We start from the raw sequence: 15,330 nt of genomic DNA, 5'->3' as shown, positions 1-15,330 counted from the left end.
CTTTCCCATTGATCCGGAGTGTGTATGAGCCGACTTGCCTTGCTGCTGTTGCTGGCGGTGTTCGGGCTGGCAGCCAAACCCTTGTCCCCCGAGCAGTTGGAAAATGAACTGGGAGGGATGGAGCGGGTCTATCAGCCGATCGAGTTGCTACGGGAGCGCCTTGCCCGTTTGCAACGGGACGGCAACGCCTATCCGCCGTCGCAGCAGATGCGGATCAGTCGTCTGGCTTGCTGGACCCAATCGGCCGATGACATGCAGGAGTCCCGTACCGCCATCGCCAATGCGGAGCGGATGCTGGCCATTGCGCGTGAGCAGGGTGATGACGCCGCCGTGGCGGAACTGACGATTTGCCGCGGCTGGTTCAATCAGCTGCTCGGCGAGGTAGCGAAGGCTCGTCACGATTACGATGAGGGGCTGCGGCTGGCAAGAGAGGCCGCCTTGCCAAAGCTGGAGGCGCTGGCGCTGGCCCGCCGGGGGGCCATGCTGTCTTTTCAGGGGGTCTCAGGCCAGGGGCTGATGGATCTCACCAAGGCGCACAATATCTACGAGCAGCTGGGGTTGCCCACCTGGTATCACCAGGCGCAGCTCGAGATTGCAGCCACATTTCGTCGTATGGGCCTCTATGCCGAAGCGCTCGCCACCCTCAACCGGTTGAGCGAGCATTTTGCCAGAAGTCACGACGGGTTTGGCTCGGCAAGGCTCAGTGATCAACTTGCTATGGTCTATCTGCAGACCGGGCGTTATCAGGATGCGCTGGGCGAGCTTGAACGCAGTGCGGCCTTTTATAATCAGCCTCAATATCTGATTGAGCATGCCGAACGCATGGTGATGCAGGCCGAGGCTCTGCTTGGGCTGGATCGCCCCGCTGATGCCGGACGCTTGCTGGCACAAGCGGCGAAGGTGCTCTCTCCCGACGTTGACCCCATCCTCCATGCGCATCTCGAGCTGGTGCGGGCGAGGTTGAGAGTCGAACAGCAGGAACCGGCGCCAGCCTTGCGTGCGCTTGAGAAGATTGAGCCGATTTTGAAGGTGGAAGGTCACGTGCGCTTTTTGCTCGAGCTCTACTGGGTGCGCAGTCGGGCGCTCGAGTTGCAAGGCGATTATCCGGCGGCGCTGGCCGCATTGCGGGAGCATCTGGTGCAGGAGCAGCGGCTCGATCAGCTGTTACGGGAACAGAGCACGGCCTGGGTGCGCGGCGAGTTCGAGCTGGCCCGTCAGGAGGGTGAGAACGAGCGACTGCGAGTCGAGCAGCAGTTGCAGCAGCAGGAGCTGGAGCAGGTCAAGGAGCGTCGTTTCTGGCTGCTGGTGGTGATGGTGCTCTGCGGGGTACTGGCGCTGCTGACGATGGGGTGGCTGCTTGATCGCAACCGTCGGATGCGTCGTCTGGCCTTTACCGATGAGCTGACCGGCATCAACAACCGCCGTCGCGTGCTGCGGCAGGGCAGCGATATGGTGGCGCTGGCTCGCAGGCAGGGCACGCCATTTTGTCTGCTGGTGTTCGATATCGATCACTTCAAGCGGATCAACGATACCCTGGGACATCATCAAGGAGACAGGGTGCTGCAATGGGTCTCTCGGGCGGCAGATCGACAGCTGCGACACCAGGATCAGTTGGGGCGTACCGGCGGAGAGGAGTTCTTGATCCTGCTGCCGGATACCAGCCTTGAAGAGGCGTGCCGGGTGGCTGAGCGGATCCGCCACACGGTCGCCAACCGGGCGCTGCCCGGCATGTCGTACCCGGTAACCATCAGTATCGGGTGTGCCTCTCTGCGAGACGATGATCAGGATCTGGCGGCCTTGATCCAGCGTGCCGACAATGCGCTGTATCGTGCGAAAGAGGCGGGGCGCAACCGGGTGGAAACAGATGATTGACGGGCTGGGTATTGTCACTCACCAGGGGGTTATTGCCATTGGGGAGCACTCTGATACGGCGATGATGCTCGTCCCCTGCGCTCGTTCTTGCCTGCGATGACAGATTGGCAAGCGCGAGCGCAGAAGACCGTCAGAAGGGCGTTATGCCCAGGCGCTGCCGCCATTGAGATGAAGCACTTCACCATTCATGTTGTTATTGCTCATCAGGAACAGCGCGGCCTGCGCATAATCCTCTCCCTCTCCCAAGCGCTTCAACGGCAGGCTTTGCGCCACGGCAGCCACTTTTTGTGGGTCATTGCCCAGTGCTTTAAGCAGCATGGGTGTGCGCATGGGGCCCGGGTTGATGACGTTGATCCGACGGGGGGTCAGCTCGGTAACCAGACTGTGAGCCAGCGTTTCAACCGCGCCAGCTGCAACGGCAGGGAGTGCTTTACCCAGTTGTGGGCGACGCGTCACCATCCCGGACGTGAGCACGATGGAGCTGCGTTCGGACAGTTTGGGTGCTGCGGCGCGGATCGCATGAACACTTCCCCAGAAGCGGCTGTCCATGTTGATTTTCAAATCCTCGATGGCAGCGGTGAGAAAGCTGCCTGGTCGCATGACGGCGGCGGTGATGACGAGATGATCCAGCGAATCCAGCTGGTTGAAAAAGTGATTGACTGAGTCGACGTCGAGAATATCCAGTTGATGGCCACTGGCACTTGGGCCCAGTTCAGCCAGTGCAGTGGCAAGCTGCTCACGGCTGGAACCGCCGATAATGACCTTGGCGCCTTGCTCGATCGCTTGCTGGGCGGTGGCCAGGCCAAGACCCGAGGTACCACCGATAATGACGATCTGTTGATTGTGCAGGGTGGAATGTTTCATGTAATGACCTCTCCATTATGTAGATACGATTTACATATTTGTAGCTGGATAGGGAAAGTCCAAGTATGAAAATTTATCAAGAGTGGTTGTTGCTGGCATGGGGAGGGGGCCAAGTCCACGTGGTCCGGATGCTGCCATCCGATTCGGAGTGTTTGATTTTCTGTTCAGTTGGAACCTGTGGAACGGCTGAGCGGCCAAATTATCATCTCTTGTCAGGCTGGGTATTTTTCACTCGCGCGGGTATAATGTCGCGCAATTTTGCTTTGACTCAGGCGAGAAGACCCATGTAACGCAACCCTCCTCCCTCTCTCCACCAGGTTGGCAACACGCCAGCTGGCGTGGCTTTTGTTGCGTATACATGTGCCGTGAGCGGCATTCCGGATTTATTCCCACGGTGGCTGATGCCACCGCTCAATAGAAGAACGTTGAATTATGTCAGCTGAATTTCTGAGTGAAGTCTCCAAGAGACGCACTTTTGCGATCATTTCGCACCCGGATGCGGGTAAAACCACCATCACCGAGAAAGTCCTGCTGTTCGGACAGGCCATTCAGCGCGCCGGTACCGTCAAGGGCCGTGGCTCGGGCCAGCACGCCAAATCCGACTGGATGGAGATGGAGAAGCAGCGTGGTATCTCCATCACCACTTCGGTGATGCAGTTCCCCTATGCCGACTGTCTGGTCAACCTGCTCGACACCCCGGGTCACGAGGACTTCTCCGAAGATACCTACCGTACCCTGACGGCGGTCGACTGCTGCCTGATGGTCATCGACGCCGCCAAGGGTGTTGAAGACCGGACCCGCAAGCTGATGGAAGTGACCCGTCTGCGCGATACCCCCATCCTCACCTTTATGAACAAGCTGGACCGCGAAGTGCGCGATCCGATGGAAGTGATGGACGAGGTGGAGCGCGAGCTGAAGATCATGTGTGCCCCCATCACCTGGCCTATCGGTTGCGGCAAATCCTTCAAGGGTGTCTATCACCTCTACAAGGATGAGACCTATCTCTATCAGAGCGGTCAGGGCCACACCATCCAGGAGAAGCGGGTGGTCAAGGGGCTGAACAACCCGGATCTGGATGCCGCCGTCGGCGAAGATCTGGCCCGGCAACTGCGTGACGAGCTGGAGCTGGTGCAGGGCGCCTCTCCCGAGTTCGATCACGATGCCTTTATCGCTGGCGAGATGACCCCGGTCTTCTTCGGTACCGCGCTCGGTAACTTCGGTGTTGACCACATGCTGGATGGCCTGACTGACTGGGCGCCGTCTCCCATGCCGCGCAAGGCCGAGAGCCGCGAAGTGGTGGCGACCGAGGAGAAGTTCTCCGGCTTTGTGTTCAAGATCCAGGCAAACATGGATCCGAAACACCGCGACCGTATCGCTTTTATGCGTATCGTGTCAGGAACTTACTCCAAGGGCATGAAGATGCGCCACGTGCGTATCGGCAAGGATGTGAACATCTCCGACGCCGTGACCTTTATGGCCGGTGACCGTGAGCAGGCGGAAGACGCCTTCGCCGGTGACATTATCGGTCTGCACAACCACGGTACCATCCAGATCGGCGACACCTTCACCCAGGGTGAAGACCTCAAGTTCACCGGTATCCCGAACTTTGCACCGGAACTGTTCCGCCGCATCCGCCTGCGCGATCCGCTCAAGCAGAAGCAGCTGCTCAAGGGGCTGGTCCAGCTCTCCGAAGAGGGCGCGGTGCAGGTATTCCGTCCGCTTATCAGCAACGATCTCATCGTCGGTGCGGTCGGTGTGTTGCAGTTTGACGTGGTGGTTTCTCGTCTGAAGAGCGAGTACAACGTCGAGGCCATCTACGAGGCGGTCAACGTCTCCACCGCCCGCTGGGTGGAAGGGACCGACGTCAAGAAGTTCGAAGAGTTCAAGCGCAAGAACGAGGTCAACCTGGCCCTCGATGGTGGTGACAACCTCACCTATATCGCACCGACCATGGTCAACCTGCGCTTGGCTCAGGAGCGCCACCCGGACGTTGAGTTTCGTCAGACTCGCGAGCACTGATAACGGTTTGTTTGCCTGTTGGCAGATAATCAAAGAGACCCCGCTTCGGCGGGGTCTCTTGTTTTGTGCCGTTTTGCCTGTTTTAAGGAGGGATGCAGGGGGAATGGTTCAGCATATACCAGTCGCAAGCAGCCCTCACCCTAGCCCTCTCCCGGAGGGAGAGGGAACCATCAGAGGTCTGCCTGAAAGGTCGCGGAAGTGTTTTTGCCCCCTTCTCCCCTTGCGGGAGAAGGGTTGGGGATGAGGGAGCTACCCCAGTGTCAGCACCATGCAGATTTCGCAATCCCCGTGGCCGGTGCAGCCAAGGGGGCCGGGCAGGTGTTCAAAGCCCAGTGATTCATAGAGGCTGGTGGCTTCGCGCAAGACCTCGGTCGTCTCCAGATAACAGCGTCGATAGCCCAAACCGCGAGCGGCATCCAGTGCCTGCAACACCAGCCGTTTGCCAAGGCCCAGCCCGCGCAGGGCGGGCATAAAGTACATCTTCTGCAGCTCGCAGACTCCCTCTTCTCCCGCCAATGGCGCGATACCACCACCGCCGAGGATGGAACCGTCCGGCCCTTCGATAACCCAGTAGCGGCTCTTCTCCCCCTGATAGCTCTGGGAGAGGGTGTCGAGATTGGGATCCGAGACCCCATACCCCTTGTCGGCGGTGAGGCCATATTCGGCCGAGACGGCGCGGATCACCAAGGCGATCTGGGCATTGTCCGCCGCCGTGATGGGGCGTATCTGGTAACCCCGCTGGCGACGGGCGCGGGAGAGGGCGCTGCGATAGAGCCGCAGCCCTTGCCACAGCTGCTCCCGCTCGGGCAGGCTCAACTGCGCCAGCATCTCTTCCATCGCCCCGTCCATCTCCCGGTGCAACTCCAGCAGCATCCCCTGACCGTTGACGGTGAGGCGGGCCTCCTTGCTGCGGCCGTCGGAGGGGTGCGGGTGCCAGCTGATGAGCTCCCGCTCGGCGAGGCGCGCCAGCGGACGACTGGCGTTGGATTTGTCGATGTGCAGCTTTTCTGCCAGCTGCTGGTTGGTGGCCGGGGCGTTTTCCAGCTCGATCAGCAGGTGAGCCTCGATGGGGGTGAGGGCCAGATTGCCGCACTGCTGGGAGAGCATGCCGAGTTCGCGAACCAGATCGCGCGACAGGGCGCGCAGGGGACGGGGATCCATATCGTGGTTTCCTTTTTAGTTGTGTATGACAACTAAAATAGCGTGAAAGTTGTAATTCGCAACCTTTTGCTGTGATGACTTGCAGAATATGGGGTAAGCGGCAGCCCCGTTGGCGGGGCTGCCGTAGGCAGGGGGGTCGTCAGGCGGCGGCTCTGATAGCCAGCTCCGGGCGGCGGGAGAAGCAGCGGGCGAGCAGCAGCATGGTGGCGACGCCTATGGTGCCCAGCACCAGCCAGGGGAGGGCCGGTTGTCCCTGTTGCAGCGAGAAGTCATAGAGGGAGCCGCCGCCCACATAGCCGGTCATGCCCCCCAGCGCCAGTCCGAGGCGGCTGAAGCCCATGTAGCTGCCGCGGGCTGTGGGATTGGCCAGCCGGGTCATCAGGGTCTCCCGGGCCGGTTCACAGATGATGATCCCCAGATAGAAGCAGGCCAGCAGTACGAAGATGCCGGAGAGGGTGCTGACGAAAGCGACCAGCCCGATCCCCACGGTCATCAGCAGGATACCTGCCATCAGCCGGCTCTCCAGCCGATAGCGCCGTTCGCTGAAACGGGCGATAGGGTAGAGCAGCGCCAGCGACAGCGCCGTTTCCAGGCTGTACATCCAGCCCACTGCCGTGGTTGTGCCGGAGAGCTGCTTGACCAGAATGGGGAAAATCAGCATCACCTGTACCCACAGCATGTAATAGCCGCTTAAGATCAGCACCAGTCGGCAGAAGGCGCGATCTGCCAGTACTTGTCCCAACCCTTCCCGCATCGGAGTCGGTTTGACTGAGAGGCGGTAGGCGGGCAGCAGGGTCCAGTTGCACAGGGCCGCCAGGGTGAAGAGTCCGGCGCCCAGCAGGCAGACGTAGGTGAAGTCAAAGCGCAGCAGCCAGCTGCCGAGCAGGGCACCGGTGACGGCACCTGCGCTCTCCAGCATCATCAGCAGGGAGATAAAGCGGCCCCGCTCATGGGGACGGGTAAATTTGATCACCAGTGCGGCCCGTGGCGGGTCGAACAGGCAACCGCCAAGTCCGGAGAGGAAGCAGGAGAAAATCAGCATGGCGCCGCTGTCGGCCCAGGCCAGGGTGGCGAAGCCCACTGCCCGCAACAGCATACCGGTGACGATGAGCGGGCGGGCGCCGAAACGGTCGGCCAGCGAGCCGCCGAAGATCCCCAGCCCCTGCTGGGTCAGCTGGCGCAGGCCGAGTGCCAGCCCCACCAGACCGGCCGCCCAGCCGAGTTGATCGACGAAGCGCAGGCTGATCATCGGCATCACCACAAAGAAACCCAGGATCACCAGTGTGGTATCCAGCGCCAGAAACCAGCGTCCCCAAAACCTCGCCCTATCGACCATAACGCCCTCTCATTCACAGATACCTTCATTCTGGAGAGGGTTTAGATATAGTGGTAGACGACAACTACCTATATTTCATATCAGGATTATTTATGTCTATGGATCTGGACGATCTGCAACTGCTGCTGGATGTGGCCGAGCTGGGCAGCTTCAGTCAGGCGGCGGCCATTCGTGGCTGGTCACAGCCGCTGGTGAGCCAGCGGATTGCCCAGTTGGAGGAGAGCCTCGGGGCGCCGCTGTTTCAGCGTCATCGGCGTGGCGTAACGCCGACCCGTGCCTGCGAGGAGTTTCTGCCATCGGCCCGCTCGGCGCTGGCCACTCTGAGCGAAGGGCGGCTGGCACTGCAGGGGGCGCCGGCGCTGCCTTGTATCCGTCTCTCCAGCCTGCCATCCCTCACTTCGGTGGTGTTTGGCTCGCTATTGATGGAGCTGGTGGACGAGCCGTTCGAAATCCGCTGTACCACGGATCACTCCGGCGAGATCATGCAGTCGCTGCTGACCGGCGAGGCCGATATCGGCTTTGTGCTCAAGCGCCCGCCGGTTGCGGGCCTGCAGATGGAGCTGCTCTGTTGCTCCCCCATTATCGCTATCGCCTCGCCATTGCATCCGCTGGCCGGTTGTCACGGCCTCACGCTGGAGGATATTGCCGACCAGCGGCTGGCACCTCAGGTGTGGGGGCCGGGGTGTGACGTCTTTATCCAGCAGTTGCGGCGGCTGCGGCGGGCCGCCAGCCCCCTGCATGCGGTGCAACCCGCCAGTGCAGCGCGGGATCTGGCGCTGGAACACGGGTTTATCACCCTGATGCCGGAGCTGGCCATCAAGCGGGATCTGGAGGTGGGGCGGCTGGTCAGGCTCGATGTGCGCAATCTGCCGCAGGAGCATTGGGATGTGATGATGGCGTGGCGTGGTGGCAAGCGGCCCAACCCGGCCAGGGAAACTGTGTTGGCCACCGCCCGCACGCTGGCGAAACGGTGGCGCAATGAGTAGAGCGATGCGGGACAAGGCCCGCATCGGGTGGATCAGTAGCTGGCCTTGAGGGTTACGCCACTGAACGCGGAAAACCCTGACAGCTGCACATGCCAGGTGCCCGCCTTGGGATTGGTGAACGAGCAGCTTTCGTTATTGCCCCCCTTGTAGGGACGGCAGTCGTAACTGCTGCTGGTGGGGGCGCTGCCAAAGCGGACGTAGAGGTCGGCATCACCGGTGCCGCCACTGCTGCTGATCTGCAGCGACCTGGTGCCCGCCGGTACGTTCAGGGTGTAGTTGAGCTTGCCACCCTTGCTGGCGGCGAGGTTGCTCACCGGCACGCCGTTTTGCAGTACGTTGTCGCTTGGTGGCGGCGTGCTGCCGCAGCTGGCATCGACCCCGACGGTCTGGAAGGCGCGTGCCACATCCGCCTGACTGTAACCCAGATCGGCGGTCGCCCGGCTGACGCCGCAGGCCCCTTGCTGGTAGTTGGTGTTGGCGCCCCAGTAGAGGCGGTTGGCCAGCAGGAACACTTCAAATGCCTTGCGGGTGTTCCAGCCACTGCTGGTGGCGAGCAGGTAGAAGGCGCGGTTATAGACCCCTGAGCTGTGGTGTACATCCATCCCCTCCTGATAATCCGCCGCATGGCCGATGGATCTGCCATCCCGGGTCGGATCCTCGAAGTAGCGCAGGGAGCCGTTGCCCTTGAAGATCTGGGCGCCGACCAGCCAGTCGTTGCTTCCCTTCATGTAGAACTCGGCCGCTTCCCCCGCCATATCGGAGAAGGCCTCGTTGATGCCGCCGGATTGTCCTGAATAGATCAGCCCGGAGTTCTGCTCGGTAAAGCCGTGGCTCACCTCGTGGGCCGCCACATCGAGGCTCACCAGCGGGTGGAAGGTGGTGGCGCCGTCACCGAAGGTCATCTGGCTGCCATCCCAGAAGGCGTTCTCGTAATTCTTGCTGTAGTGAACCCGCATCTTCAGTTTGAAGGTGAGGGGCGCCGTGTTGTACCAGTTGCGGTACATGTCGAACACCACGTTGCCGAAGTAGTGGGCGTCGTTGAGGGGCGAGTAGGCGCCGTTGATCTCCTTGACCCGGTTCTCCGGACAGGTGAACTGGTGGATGGCGCCGCCTGAGGTGGCGTGGTTGAGGTTGATGGTATCGACGTTGGGGCTGGTCATCCGGCAGTTGTCATCCACGATGAGCGGACCAAAGTCGGTGCCGTAGACGTATTTGCCGGTCTTGATGTTGCCCCCCGGGCCGGTGGCGTCCTTGTGGTTGATCCCCTCCCAGCGTTTGAGCTCCTCACCGCTCTGGGCATCAAGTATGACGAAGGGGCGGCTTGGCTTGTCACCTTCGGCGATGAAGGAGACCTGATAAACCAGCCGGGCCAGCCCGTTCTCATCCTGCATCACGTAGAGTTTGACCTGCTCGTTGCTCCCCTTGCTGCCCCCCTTGGCCTTGCTGGCGGCGTCCTGTGGCGAGAGGGTGGCGGCCGGGCTTGCCACATCCTGATCGATCTGGCGCAGCATGCGCCCGCTGGCCTGTTGCAGCTGGCCGTTCAGGCTCTTGTCAGCCACCACCACCTGACCCATTACCGGGATGCCGTTCCAGACCTGCTCGTAGCGGATCCGCTGCTGGCCGTTGGGCAGCTTGACCACCCGCACCTGACGAAACTCGCCATCTTCCAGCTGCAAGGTACCACTCGCGGCACTGAGGCCGGTCATGGCACGGATGCCGTTTGCCGTTACGTTGATCTCTACCTCTTGCGCCGCCAGTGCGGCGCTTCCCCAGCAGGCCAGCGCAACGGCCAGATAAATTTTATTCATCTCTTCTTTCCTTAAATCGATGAGGTTGATAAACCGACCGAAGGTCGGGCGTTTTGAAGCTAGTGCCGGTGGGGGAAAGTGCCCCCTGTCAAAAGTGACAGCGCAGCACAAAGGGGTAGCAGGATCTGCCAAAGTGCCGTTTGGGGGAATTCTTCGGCGCCATGTGGAGAGCATTATCCGGTTTCAGACACCCACCCTCCTCTTTTGAGGGAGGAGAGAACGCACGCTGTGACCCTCTGTGATACCTGCCGGAGGGGAGGCGTAAAAGTGGCTGGCGCGGCCAGTGGCGATTGGCTACATTGGGTGCTGGTTCGCGATTTGATCACTGATTTGAAAGGAGAATCCCATGTTTTCATGGCAGTTGGACGACGAGCTTGCGCTGCTCTTCTTGCAGCCCGATATGGCGAGCGAACTGTTTGCCCTCTGCAATGACAACCGGGAGTACCTCTCCCAGTGGCTACCCTGGCCGCCACTGATCCAGCGCCCCGTTGACAGCGCCCTCTTCATTCGCAGTGCCATCGAGAAGTTCGCCCGGGGCGAGGGGCTAACCACTGCCATCGAGTATCAGGGGGAGGTGGTGGGGGTTATCGGTTACAACAGCATCGATCACGACCTTGGCAAGGTGGTCATTGGTTACTGGCTGGCGGAGCGCTGGCAGGGTAACGGCATCATCACCCGGGCCTGTCAGGCCCTGATCCACCACGCCTTCGAGGAGATGGGGATGGAGAAGGTGGAGATCAGCGCCGCCACCGATAACGAGCCCAGCAGGGCTGTTTGTGAACGGCTCGGGATGCAGCTGGAGGGGGTGACCCGGCGCGCAGAGCGACTGGGCAACCGGATTGTGGACCATGCCCACTACAGCCTGCTGCGCGATGAGTGGTTAAGGCAGAGGGAGTCCTGATGACGCTGCCACATATCAAGACGGCCCGCACCCACCTGACCATACTGTCGCCGGATCAGGCCCCCATGATGCTCGACTTCTACCGGCGCAACCGCGCCCATCTTGCCCCCTGGGAGCCGCTGCGGGACGAGCACTTTTACACCCTCTCTTACTGGCATGCCCGGCTGCAGGACAGCTACAGCCAGTTCTTCAACGGCACCGGCGTCAATCTGGTGGCCCTCGATCCGGCTGGCGAGCGGGTGATCGCCACCTGCAACTTCAGCAATATCCTGATGGGGGTCTTCAAGGCGTGTCATCTGGGCTATGCCATCGACCAGCAGCATCAGGGACAGGGGGTGATGAGAGAGGTGCTGTCAGCCGCCATCGACTACCTGTTTCGGGAGCACGATCTGCATCGCATCATGGCTTGCTATATGCCAGCCAATCAGCGCAGTGGCGCCTTGCTGGAGCGGCTCGGCTTCGAGCGGGAGGGATTCGCGCGGGCGTATCTGATGATCAATGGTCGCTGGGAGGATCACATCCTCACCTCGCTGATTAATCCGGCCCCCTGAGCGACAGATAAAAAAACGGGCCCGAAGTTGCCTTCGGACCCGTCTTCGAATGAGGTGCAGGCTTAGTTGGCCTTGGCATCGCTCACTGCAGCTTCAACCTTGGTAGCGGCTTCGTCAGCAGCTTTTTCTACGGTTGCAGTCGCTTCGGAGGTGGCCTTCTCTACGGTAGAGGTGGCTTCGCTAGCGGCTTTTTCTACAGTGGCAGCAACTTCGGCGGCCGGAGCAGCAGCAGGAGCGGCAGCTTTTTCTTCTTTCTGACCGCAAGCAGTCAACATCAGACCCAGGATACCGGCTACCAGTACTTTGTTCATGTGCATTCCCTCAAAAAAAGATGGAGAGATGGTCTGTGCAACCATCACAGCGCCCACCGTTGCCCGGTATTGAAACAAGAAGCCGAGAGGCAGCAGGCGGGCGCAATATAGCCCCATTAGTTACCGATGAAAACGGATATCACAATGACATTTTTTCGTGCCGTGGATAAAAAGCTCCACTGCAACGACTGATATCAATACAAGATGCCGTTAAATGGCACTAATTGCACAATAAAACACCACTTTGCTGCCATCTTGTGGCGGTTTAACAAGGTCAAGGTTGATCAATAGCGGCTGATGACCCGCACCTTAGTCAGACAGCTTCTGACAGGGCAGCCGTTTTCCCTCAAGGTGGCTCTGACGGGCCAGATCCAGCAGCGCCATTACCGCCAGCGCTTCACTTGCTGGCACCGGGTTGCTTCCCTCCCCCTTGATGGCGGCACAGACACCGCGATAGTAGGCGCCATAATCCCCCGCCTCACCCACCACGCTCTGCTGCTGCAACTGACCATCGACAATGCGGCTGAGCTGACCGGGTTCGCTATCAATGCCCCAATCCGCCGCCGGTGGCCGCAAGCCCTGCTTGAGCTGATCTTCCTGCACATCCATACCGAATTTCACGAACGAGCCCTGGCTGCCGTGAATGACAAAGCGCGGCATGGTGGCCGAGACCAGACAGCTGCCATGCAGAATAACCCGCAGAGCACCGTAACCCAGCACCACATGGAAGTAGTCGTCCGCCAGTGCGCCGGGGCGTTGCCCGGCCAGATCGGCCTGCAGCCAGTCCGGCTGGCCGAACAGCTGCAGCGCCTGATCCAGTACATGGGGGCCGAGATCGAACCAGAGGCCGGAACCCGGGCCACCCGCTTCTCGCCAGCGCTGGCGCACTTCGGGGCGATAGCGATCGAAGTGTGACTCGAACTGGGCGATCTGCCCCAGCGTCCCCTCGCCAATCAAACGGCGCACGGTAAGGAAATCCCCGTCCCAACGACGGTTGTGGAAGATGCTGAGCAGTCGCTGCTGCTTTTCGGCCAGTTCGACCAGTGCTTGCGCCTCGGTCAGATCCAGTGCAAAGGGCTTGTCGATCACCACATGTTTGCCTGCCAGCAGCGCCTGGCGGGCGAGGGGGGCATGGGTGTCGTTGGGGGTGGCGATCACCACCAGATCGACGGTCTCATCGCTTAGCACCTCCTCCAGTGAGCCGACCCGGCAGTCGGGCAGATCGGCCTGCACCTTGGCGGCATCGCGGCTCACTACCCAACTGAGGGACAAGCCCGGCGTGGTGGAGAGGAAGGGGGCGTGGAAGGTCTTGCCTGCAAAGCCATAGCCCACCAGGGCTGCGTTGAGAGTGTGGCTCATCGGGAGTTCTCCGCTGACATCGAGTGAGTGGGGTTGCCATCGCAGGCTCTCTGCCGGATGGCCATGTGCTGTAAAGGCGATACAAACGAGAAGGGGGCCGATGGCCCCCTTAGTGTGCCCATCAGAGCACAGGATTTATTGCAAACACAAGCGGCGACCGCGGCGGGTCATCAGCATCACCAGAGGCGGCAGCAGCAGCCACATATGCAGTGCCAGCTGGCTGAGCGGGTCGTGCATCAGGGCGCCGGTCAGGCCAACCAAAGCGCCGGAGCCGCTCATCTGGAACAGGCCGAGCAGGGCCGCGGCGGTACCGGCGCAGTGGCCGAACGGTGCCAGCGCCATCCCGGCGGCAGAGCCCAGAATCATGGCAAAGCCGATGCTGGAGAGGAATACCGGCCCCATCATCGCCAGCGGATGTTCGATGTGCATGGCCAGAGTCAGGGTGATGGCCGAGAGCATCAACACCAGCAGGCCGATGCGCAGGGTGCGTCTTGGCCCCACCTTGGCGATAAAGCGCGGTGCCATGAAGCAGGCCAGAATGTTGAGCGCGGCGTTGGCGGTAAACCAGTAGCTAAAGCCGCTCATATCCAGCCCCAGTTTCACCATCAGCTGCACAGGTGCAGCGGTCACATAAGCGAGGATCACCGCCATCGCCAGCATGCACAGCGCCGCGTTGAACAGGAAGCTGGGGGAGCGCAGTACCGGGCTGTAGCGCGACCAGCTGATGAGGGCCCCTTCGCTGCGGGTCTCTTCCGGGCGGGTCTCCGGCATCCGCCACATCAGCCAGCTGCCGACGATGAGCGCATAACCGGCCATAAACCAGAAGTTGGCAGACCAGCCCGCCTTGGCGGTGAGCCAGCCACCGAGCAGGGGGGCCAGCGCAGGAATAAAGCAGATGGCGCCATTGAGATAGGAGATCATCTGACCGCTCTTTTTCGGGCCATAGCTGTCACGCACCACCGAGAAGGCGGCGACCGAAGTAGCGCAGGCGCCGAAGCCCTGCAGCACCCGGGCCAGCATCAATTCACCGAGGCTGGCGGCAAAACCGGCCCCCAGCGCGCTCAGGCCATAGAGCAGCACGCCGCCCAGCGCGATGGGCTTGCGACCGTAGCGATCGGCCAGCGGGCCAACAAGCAGTTGCCCCAGTCCCATGCTGAACAGGAACCAGGTGATGGTGCCCTGCATCAGAGTTACTTCGGCGCCCAGCTGCTCTGCCATCTGCGGAATGGCGGGCAGGTAGATGTCGATAGCCAGCGGACTGAACAGCACCAGTAGTACGAGTAAAAGTATCAATGGCATCTGTCACCTCTTTAGTCAGCCAGGTTAATGAATTGGGGCGCGAGTCTACTGACTCACAGTAATGAATAGAAATGGTATTTAATCACTTTGGTTATTCCATTATGGAAACATGTATTAAAAAGCTGGTTATTAGATGGCGACAAATCCCCCGTAACCCCATCACAGCGGGTGTAATTGACGCTTTTACTAAACGCTTGCGCCGCATAGAATGCGCAGATTATTTTTGCGGAGGTGCTCGATGAACAAGCTTGTCCTGGCAACAGGTAACCAGAAAAAGGTGAAGGAATTGGCCGCCATGCTGGCCGATATGAAGATCCAGGTGATCCCACAGAGCGAGTTTGCGGTCTCCGATGCCGATGAGACCGGCACCACCTTCGTCGAGAATGCCATCATCAAGGCCCGCCACGCCGCTCGCATTACCGGTCTGCCCGCCGTGGCCGATGACTCCGGTCTGGAAGTCGATCTGCTGCAAGGGCGCCCCGGCGTCTACTCCGCCCGTTTTGCCGGTGTGGGTGCCGGCGACAAGGCCAACATCGAGAAGCTGCTCGGTGAGCTGCAAGGTGCCCCCGAGTACCTGAAGAGCGCCCGCTTCTGGTGTGTGCTGGTCTATATGCGCCATGCCGACGATCCCACCCCCATCATCTGTCAGGCGAGCTGGGAAGGGATGATCATCGATGAGCCGCGCGGTCAGCACGGGTTCGGCTATGACCCGGTCTTCTTCGTGCCGGATCACGACTGCACCGCCGCCCAGATGCCCGCCGAGCTGAAAAACCAGCTGAGCCATCGCGGTCAGGCGCTGGCCAAGTTAAAAGCGGCGCTGGCTGCGGCGCACTGAGCCAATTCGCCACCTTGTCGGTTACACA

The 15,330-nt window shown here is 60.7% G+C and carries 13 protein-coding genes; 6 read left to right on the top strand and 7 right to left on the bottom strand.

The features are described from left to right. Positions 1-24 precede the first annotated feature (24 nt). Positions 25-1,872: a diguanylate cyclase gene (locus AB5Y84_RS17620; protein ID WP_368177466.1), complete on the top strand. Its 1,848-nt coding sequence runs from the start codon at positions 25-27 to the stop codon at positions 1,870-1,872. Between the two features lie 141 nt (positions 1,873-2,013). Here AB5Y84_RS17620 and AB5Y84_RS17615 read toward each other — a convergent pair whose 3' ends face one another. Then, positions 2,014-2,736, bottom strand: coding sequence for an SDR family oxidoreductase (locus AB5Y84_RS17615; protein ID WP_368177465.1), 723 nt, complete (start codon positions 2,734-2,736; stop codon positions 2,014-2,016). 429 nt (positions 2,737-3,165) lie between these two features. On the opposite strand from AB5Y84_RS17615, the gene prfC reads away from it, so the two are divergent. Next, complete coding sequence (gene prfC, locus AB5Y84_RS17610; protein ID WP_085942070.1) at positions 3,166-4,755, top strand: peptide chain release factor 3; 1,590 nt, start codon at positions 3,166-3,168, stop codon at positions 4,753-4,755. Positions 4,756-5,004: 249 nt separating this feature from the next. On the opposite strand, the gene AB5Y84_RS17605 is transcribed toward prfC, so the two are convergent. Both AB5Y84_RS17605 and mdtH read right to left on the bottom strand, forming a co-directional pair. Further along, positions 5,005-5,916, bottom strand: a complete 912-nt coding sequence (locus AB5Y84_RS17605; protein WP_005340520.1) for a bifunctional helix-turn-helix transcriptional regulator/GNAT family N-acetyltransferase — start codon at positions 5,914-5,916, stop codon at positions 5,005-5,007. A gap of 139 nt (positions 5,917-6,055) precedes the next feature. Beyond that, positions 6,056-7,252 (bottom strand): multidrug efflux MFS transporter MdtH, encoded by a 1,197-nt coding sequence (gene mdtH, locus AB5Y84_RS17600; RefSeq protein WP_005340523.1) that lies wholly within the window; start codon positions 7,250-7,252, stop codon positions 6,056-6,058. A 92-nt stretch (positions 7,253-7,344) separates the two neighbouring features. Here mdtH and AB5Y84_RS17595 point away from each other — a divergent pair, with 92 nt between their 5' ends. Beyond that, positions 7,345-8,238: a LysR family transcriptional regulator gene (locus tag AB5Y84_RS17595; RefSeq protein WP_236341687.1), complete on the top strand. Its 894-nt coding sequence runs from the start codon at positions 7,345-7,347 to the stop codon at positions 8,236-8,238. A 32-nt stretch (positions 8,239-8,270) separates the two neighbouring features. On the opposite strand, the gene AB5Y84_RS17590 is transcribed toward AB5Y84_RS17595, so the two are convergent. Then, on the bottom strand, positions 8,271-10,046 hold the full coding sequence (locus AB5Y84_RS17590; protein WP_368177464.1) for a M4 family metallopeptidase: 1,776 nt from the start codon (positions 10,044-10,046) through the stop codon (positions 8,271-8,273). A gap of 346 nt (positions 10,047-10,392) precedes the next feature. Here AB5Y84_RS17590 and AB5Y84_RS17585 point away from each other — a divergent pair, with 346 nt between their 5' ends. After that, positions 10,393-10,947: a GNAT family N-acetyltransferase gene (locus AB5Y84_RS17585; RefSeq protein ID WP_005340529.1), complete on the top strand. Its 555-nt coding sequence runs from the start codon at positions 10,393-10,395 to the stop codon at positions 10,945-10,947. After that, positions 10,947-11,498 carry a ribosomal protein S5-alanine N-acetyltransferase gene (gene rimJ / locus AB5Y84_RS17580; protein ID WP_245132018.1) on the top strand — a complete coding sequence of 184 codons (552 nt, stop codon included), beginning with the start codon at positions 10,947-10,949 and terminating at the stop codon, positions 11,496-11,498. Before AB5Y84_RS17585 ends, rimJ begins: the two co-directional genes overlap by 1 nt. A 62-nt stretch (positions 11,499-11,560) precedes the next feature. On the opposite strand, the gene AB5Y84_RS17575 is transcribed toward rimJ, so the two are convergent. From AB5Y84_RS17575 to AB5Y84_RS17565, 3 genes are all read right to left on the bottom strand, one after another. Further along, positions 11,561-11,809: a hypothetical protein gene (locus AB5Y84_RS17575; RefSeq protein WP_042030661.1), complete on the bottom strand. Its 249-nt coding sequence runs from the start codon at positions 11,807-11,809 to the stop codon at positions 11,561-11,563. A 309-nt stretch (positions 11,810-12,118) separates the two neighbouring features. After that, positions 12,119-13,168, bottom strand: coding sequence for an oxidoreductase (locus AB5Y84_RS17570; protein ID WP_368177463.1), 1,050 nt, complete (start codon positions 13,166-13,168; stop codon positions 12,119-12,121). Positions 13,169-13,303: 135 nt separating this feature from the next. Next, positions 13,304-14,467, bottom strand: a complete 1,164-nt coding sequence (locus AB5Y84_RS17565; protein WP_005340537.1) for a multidrug effflux MFS transporter — start codon at positions 14,465-14,467, stop codon at positions 13,304-13,306. 238 nt (positions 14,468-14,705) lie between these two features. On the opposite strand from AB5Y84_RS17565, the gene rdgB reads away from it, so the two are divergent. After that, the gene (gene rdgB, locus AB5Y84_RS17560) at positions 14,706-15,302 is read left to right on the top strand and encodes an RdgB/HAM1 family non-canonical purine NTP pyrophosphatase (protein WP_005340539.1); all 597 of its coding nucleotides are present in this window, start codon (positions 14,706-14,708) and stop codon (positions 15,300-15,302) included. Positions 15,303-15,330: the final 28 nt, after the last annotated feature.

The organism is Aeromonas sp. s11 (genome assembly GCF_040907945.1).
Taxonomy (GTDB): Bacteria; Pseudomonadota; Gammaproteobacteria; order Enterobacterales; family Aeromonadaceae; genus Aeromonas; species Aeromonas veronii.
The sequence above is the reverse complement of the archived record's forward strand: the minus strand, read 5'-3'. Positions and strand labels throughout refer to the sequence as shown.

Coding starts and splice junctions, on each gene's coding strand:
- AB5Y84_RS17620 (WP_368177466.1), top strand. CDS start 25: ATGAGCCGACTTGCCTTGCTGCTGTTGCTGGCGGTGTTCGGGCTGGCA.
- AB5Y84_RS17615 (WP_368177465.1), bottom strand. CDS start 2,736: ATGAAACATTCCACCCTGCACAATCAACAGATCGTCATTATCGGTGGT.
- AB5Y84_RS17605 (WP_005340520.1), bottom strand. CDS start 5,916: ATGGATCCCCGTCCCCTGCGCGCCCTGTCGCGCGATCTGGTTCGCGAA.
- mdtH (WP_005340523.1), bottom strand. CDS start 7,252: ATGGTCGATAGGGCGAGGTTTTGGGGACGCTGGTTTCTGGCGCTGGAT.
- AB5Y84_RS17595 (WP_236341687.1), top strand. CDS start 7,345: ATGTCTATGGATCTGGACGATCTGCAACTGCTGCTGGATGTGGCCGAG.
- AB5Y84_RS17590 (WP_368177464.1), bottom strand. CDS start 10,046: ATGAATAAAATTTATCTGGCCGTTGCGCTGGCCTGCTGGGGAAGCGCC.
- AB5Y84_RS17585 (WP_005340529.1), top strand. CDS start 10,393: ATGTTTTCATGGCAGTTGGACGACGAGCTTGCGCTGCTCTTCTTGCAG.
- rimJ (WP_245132018.1), top strand. CDS start 10,947: ATGACGCTGCCACATATCAAGACGGCCCGCACCCACCTGACCATACTG.
- AB5Y84_RS17575 (WP_042030661.1), bottom strand. CDS start 11,809: ATGAACAAAGTACTGGTAGCCGGTATCCTGGGTCTGATGTTGACTGCT.
- AB5Y84_RS17570 (WP_368177463.1), bottom strand. CDS start 13,168: ATGAGCCACACTCTCAACGCAGCCCTGGTGGGCTATGGCTTTGCAGGC.
- AB5Y84_RS17565 (WP_005340537.1), bottom strand. CDS start 14,467: ATGCCATTGATACTTTTACTCGTACTACTGGTGCTGTTCAGTCCGCTG.
- rdgB (WP_005340539.1), top strand. CDS start 14,706: ATGAACAAGCTTGTCCTGGCAACAGGTAACCAGAAAAAGGTGAAGGAA.